Origin of the sequence: Desulfosarcina sp. (assembly GCF_041551955.1) — a bacterium.
Taxonomy (GTDB): Bacteria; Desulfobacterota; Desulfobacteria; order Desulfobacterales; family Desulfosarcinaceae; genus Desulfosarcina.
In genome coordinates, this window is record NZ_JBFELV010000362.1 from 1 (window position 1) to 5,305 (window position 5,305).

General features: G+C 54.5%; 6 protein-coding genes. 4 read left to right on the forward strand and 2 right to left on the reverse strand.

Translation table 11 applies throughout. The annotated features are described in order from the left end of the window. On the reverse strand, nucleotides 1-801 hold an 801-nt coding region (locus ABYV26_RS20105), incomplete at its 3' end, for a respiratory chain complex I subunit 1 family protein (protein WP_372683148.1). A 68-nt stretch (nucleotides 802-869) separates the two neighbouring features. Beyond that, nucleotides 870-2,828, reverse strand: a complete 1,959-nt coding sequence (locus tag ABYV26_RS20110; protein WP_372683149.1) for a proton-conducting transporter membrane subunit — start codon at nucleotides 2,826-2,828, stop codon at nucleotides 870-872. 304 nt (nucleotides 2,829-3,132) lie between these two features. Here ABYV26_RS20110 and ABYV26_RS20115 point away from each other — a divergent pair, with 304 nt between their 5' ends. The 4 genes from ABYV26_RS20115 to ABYV26_RS20130 form a co-directional block, all read left to right on the forward strand. Then, entirely contained in the window at nucleotides 3,133-3,834 is a 702-nt protein-coding gene (locus ABYV26_RS20115) for a YkgJ family cysteine cluster protein (RefSeq protein WP_372683150.1), read from the forward strand. Between the two features lie 75 nt (nucleotides 3,835-3,909). Beyond that, nucleotides 3,910-4,296, forward strand: a complete 387-nt coding sequence (locus ABYV26_RS20120; RefSeq protein WP_372683151.1) for a hypothetical protein — start codon at nucleotides 3,910-3,912, stop codon at nucleotides 4,294-4,296. 44 nt (nucleotides 4,297-4,340) lie between these two features. Continuing rightward, entirely contained in the window at nucleotides 4,341-4,769 is a 429-nt protein-coding gene (locus ABYV26_RS20125) for a DUF3783 domain-containing protein (protein WP_372683152.1), read from the forward strand. 4 nt (nucleotides 4,770-4,773) lie between these two features. Continuing rightward, nucleotides 4,774-5,305: aldo/keto reductase (locus ABYV26_RS20130; RefSeq protein WP_372683153.1), on the forward strand; the 532-nt coding region annotated here is incomplete at its 3' end.

Sequence of the window (5,305 nt, forward strand, 5' to 3'; positions counted from 1 at the left end):
CGCCACGTAGACGACCAGTACGCCAAGGGAAAACAAGGCCAGATTGAATGCGGGATGGCCCAGCTCAAAAGGGATTATCAGGCGCGAGACGATTGACGCGTAAAAGAACATTTTTAAAAAGGCGCCCATTTCGATAAAAGCGAAATCGGGGCCGCTGTGGTCCAGCACCATCACTTCGTGGATCATGGTCAGTTCCAGGTGCGTGGCCGGGTCGTCAACTGGCACGCGGGCATTTTCCGTGAGTAGGATGATGAAAAAGGCGATGATGATAAAAAGCATAGGCGATCCAGCCGTCTGCCAGAAGCCAAAGGGCTGCGCACCGGAAAAGTAGGCGGCCAGATTCAGGTCACCGGTAAGCCGGTAAAACAGGATCAGGATCATGAACATGCTGGCTTCGCAGATGATCGGAAAATAGGCCTCCCGGGCCGCGCCCATGCCTTCGAACGGCGAGGCGGTGTCCATGGCGGCGGCGATGGTGAAAAACCGGGCCAGGCCCAGCAGGTAGAGGATAAAGATCACGTCTCCATCAAAGGAGAGAACGGGGGCCTGACCGGCAATGGGCAGAAAGAGCAGCGCCGTTGCGGCAGCACCTAAAGACACCATGGGCCCCAGCTTGAAGATAAAGGTGGTGCTGGTGCTATATACCGAGCCCTTTTTAAACAGCTTGATCAGCGTATAATAATTGATCAGCAGCGGTGAACCTTTTCGGCCGCCGAAGAACGCCTTTACCTTGAATATGACACCGGCGAATAACGGCGCCGTCACCAGGGCAAAGACCCATAGCAAGATGGATTCAGTCATAAGTGTTTCCCATTATAATAATGATAGCGTTCAATAGTCATCATTCGATGGCCGACGTTCATCTTTAATTAGACAAAAAACAACAGCACCACGATGGCCAGCAGGATGTACCCGATGTACAGATGAATGTCTCCATGCTGAATCCAGCGCAACCTATCGAACAGCCACAACACTGGGTTGACAACCATGCGGTTCAGATGAAGTTCGACAATGTCATGGACCTGGCTGTGATAGTGGGTCCCCTTTGGAAACAGGCCGCTGACTGGCGGGTGGGTTTCTTCGAGCGGTGCAGCCGGTTTGAAAAACGCCAGGATCGATGCCGCATAGGAAGACCCGGTGTACTGCATTCGTGTTGTCGGCTGGGTGAACCCGCAGCCCCACGTGCCGCTGCGTCCGATGGTTTTACCCTGGTAAAAAAATCGGCGCAGGGCCAAGATGATCAGCAATACGGCCAGAAAAAGGGTCGCTCCCAGGGTGATGTTGGCCCTCATACTGGCGAAGGGTTCCATGGGGATGTGGCCAAAATCCTCCAGGCCCAGCGCAGCCACCCCTTTTATGGCCATGAACATAAAGGCACCGGGATAGATACCGATGACCGCACAGGCACCAGCCAGGAACACCATGGGCAGCAGCATGGACGGGCCCTTTTCATCAACCTCCTGTGCTGCCTGAGTTCTAGGCTCGCCCTGAAAAACCACGCCCACGACCTTGGTGAAGCAGGCCAGCGCCAACCCCCCGATAACGGCCAGGCTGACAATGGCCAGCAGGCTGAGCACAAAGGTCGGCGTCTCTGCGGCGACCCCCCTGAAGCTGCCCATGTAAATGAAAAATTCACTGACAAAACCGTTAAATGGTGGCAGGCCGGCAATGGCCAGGGACCCGATGAGAAAGGTCACCCCAGTGACTTTCATATTTTTGAGCAGCCCGCCCAGGGCGTCGATGGAACGGGTGCCGGTTTTATGCAGCACCACGCCGGCACCCATGAAGAGCAGTGATTTGAAGATGGCATGATTGAGTACATGCAGCAACCCGCCGGAAAACCCCAGTACGGCCATGATCGGGTTGCCTGCTTCTACGCCGAGCATGCCGATACCGATACCGATGAGGATTATGCCGATATTTTCCACGCTGTGGTAGGCCAGAAGACGCTTGAGATCATGCTGGCCCAGGGCGTAAACGACGCCCAGAACGCCGGAGACCATCCCGAAGACCAAAACCAGGATTCCCACGGTCGGGGTGTGCAGGTCCAGAATGCTGTACATCCGAAGAATGCCGTAAATACCTGTTTTTATCATCACGCCTGACATGACGGCCGAGATGTGTGAGGGCGCAGCCGGGTGGGCATGGGGCAGCCAGACGTGAAAAGGAAACACTCCGGCCTTGGACCCGAAGCCGATAAATGCTAGCACGAAAACTAGTAATTTGGCCGTATGGGAAAGTCCGGCAGACTCGAATCCGAAACTTCCGGTGTGGCCGTAAAGAATCCCAAAGGCGGCCAGAATAAACATGGCACCCACTTGGGAAAAGATCAAATAGAGATAGCCGGCTTTTCTGTTTTCCGGTTTCTGATAGTCGTAGACGACCAGGAAAAAAGAGGATAGGGACATGATTTCCCAGGATAACAGAAAGGTGATCATGTTGTCTGCGACCACCACCAGGGCCATGGCGGCCGCCAACAGGCTGAAGAAAAAATAGTTCGTGGCCGTACGAAGGGCTTTTTCCGGGTGGTTCATATAATGGAAACTATAGATGGCCGCCAGCAGGCAAACGGCAAAGATGGCCAACAAAAAAAAGGCGGATAGTCCATCAATTTTAAAGGCGAGCGAGAGCGTATTGAGGTATTCAAAAGAGGCGCTGGCAGATCCATCCTGGGTCAGCCTGGACAAGGCGTCGAGCATGCCCAGACAGCAGCCGATGCTGATTCCAAGGACGCCCAGGATCTTCATCAAGGTAAATTGCCTGAACGACAAAAAGGGAAGGATGCCGCCTGCAGCAATGATCAGCATGGATAGAAAAAATAGATTCATATGCGCTCTTTCGGTCCTCTATACCTTGTCACCGGGATAGCTCCTGGTGCGGGTTGCAACCGTTCGCCGGCTGTTCAGGCCTTTTTTCGCTGGGGATGGAATTGAAGATACAAAGATAAACGGAAACGGAATAATCTCAGGGAACCTATTGCAAAACCATGCATGAAGTCAATATCGGAATCCTATAAATCTGAGGCTGCCCATTCAAATGCCCATGGACAAAAGGTTTGTCGATATGCTGCAAGCGTGGTACCTAATAATTGTGTGACTGCGTTCCCTTTTCATCGCATTTTGGGGAGATGAAATGCCGAACAGAGAGCGGCTCTTCCTTACCACCGACGAAGCCTTGGACGCCGTTCGTGGCGATTTTGCGCAATATAATTCTCAACTCAATCTCATTTCCGTGATATGGCCCATGGTTTTCGGTGACGGGGCCTATGTCCGGCAAAATGCCGGCAGGCGATCGGTTTGGGCCAAAGTTTCCGCTGATTCGAAGCTGACTCCATCCAGCGAGCATGATCTGAAACAACGGATTTTGGATCGTCTGGTCCGATTGACGCCGGGTCCGAAACAGTTGGCCCGTATTTGTTCCCGGGTGTTCGGCGCGCATGTGACGGCCGGTTTGGGACCGGAACCGGGTGGATCGCCGGGCATCTGGATCGACACCAAAATGAATGATTTTGTCTGCACCCAGTGCGGCCACTGCTGCCTTACACTAGACTACCATGACGGGTGCAGTGTGCGCGATCATCAACGCTGGCAGGATCGCGGAAGAGCCGACATCCTCGATTGGGTGGGCGTCGTTCGACGGCACGGTGAGGTCACGGCCTGCCGCATCTGGGTGGTCCCGGGAACCAACGCGTTCGCCGAAACGTGCCCCTGGCTGGCCCGCCCCATCGGCCTAAATCGTTATGTCTGCACGATCCATGATGTCCGACCCACGATCTGCCGGCAGTATCCCGGAACTCGCAAACATGCCCGGATGACCGGGTGCGGTGGTGCTTGAGCCCGTTTGCATGACGCTAATAAATGGTGTATGAAAGTCGCGCGAATGCTGGACCGATCTGGAGAATAGTAAAAAATGACTTCAAGCGCCTTGCCGACAACTCACGTGGCCACGACATTTAAAAACTGCACCAATTGCCAGGAACAATGGAGGCGTCTGGATGACTTCATCCAGGACCCGGCGATCGAACTGGTGGGGTACATGCCGACTTTCGACGATTTGACGCAGGGCCTTTTTTTATTCAACCACGGCTGCGGAACTACCCTGGCCTGCCAGGTCGGGCTGTTTGAACATCTTTATGACGGGCCGGTCTATCGGATACGAAAAACCGGTGAACCCGAATGCCCGGGCTATTGTCAGAGTAAAACTGACTTTTCTCCTTGTCCCACAAAATGCAGCTGCGCATTCGTACGGGAAACCCTGCAAATCATCAAGCAGTGGCCCAAAGTCGACGTTCTCTGATCCGTTGGCTGCCACCCCATCAATTTTAAACCGGAGCTAACAAAATGACAGACGGTACTTTTGAAAAAGTCCAACATTCGGATAGCCGCATGTATGGCGCCCCAAAACTGTTGCTCTGCGGATTTTCCGTTGCGACCCAGCCCAAATTCCTGGAGGTCCTGAAAATGGCAGGGCTGCAGGAGGTTGGCGTCGTATGGGCCAACGAAGAAAATGGAAAAGAGACTCTGGCGGCGCTGCTTGGTCTTCCCGACGGTGCCGGAGCGGGCACAGGGTCTGCGCTCCCGCGGGCAATCATCGTTTCCGGCATCACGGAAAACCAGCTTCACACGCTGATGACGGTCTGCCGGAAAACAGGCATGCAGCAGTCCCTGTGGGCAGCCTTGACGCCAACGTCCGAAACATGGCCGTTGGCGCAACTGCTCAGCGAATTGCAGGCCGAGCAAAAGGCCCTCTCCGAACGAAGGAAACAATAAGCCCATGATCTCCGGATACGCCACACCAGACGACACCCAGCAGTTTGCCGACCAGTTTTCAGGACTTGCCTTCACCGTGCTGGGAAGCACCGGGCTTTCGGTGAGCGGTGCCGGTTTTGGCTGCTACCGGGTCAATGCCGGTGTGACCGCCCATGCGACAGCGCTGAAAAAAGCCCTGACGAGCGGTATCAACCTCATCGATACCAGCGCCAATTATGCCGATGGGGGTTCGGAGCAGCTGGTCGGGGAGGTGCTCAAGGCGCTGATCGAATCAGGCCGGATCAATCGGGATCAGGTCGTGATCGTCTCCAAGGGCGGCTATCTTCAGGGAAACAACTATGCCCTGAGTCAGCAGCGTAAAAATGACGGCAATCCCTTCGAGGAGCTTGTCGAATACGCGGATGGTTTGGAACACTGCATTCACCCGGGGTTTCTTGACGACCAGATTGAGCGGACCCTGAAGCGGTTGGGTTTGGGCACCCTTGACGGATACCTGCTGCACAATCCTGAGTACTATTTAGGGTGGGCCAACAAAA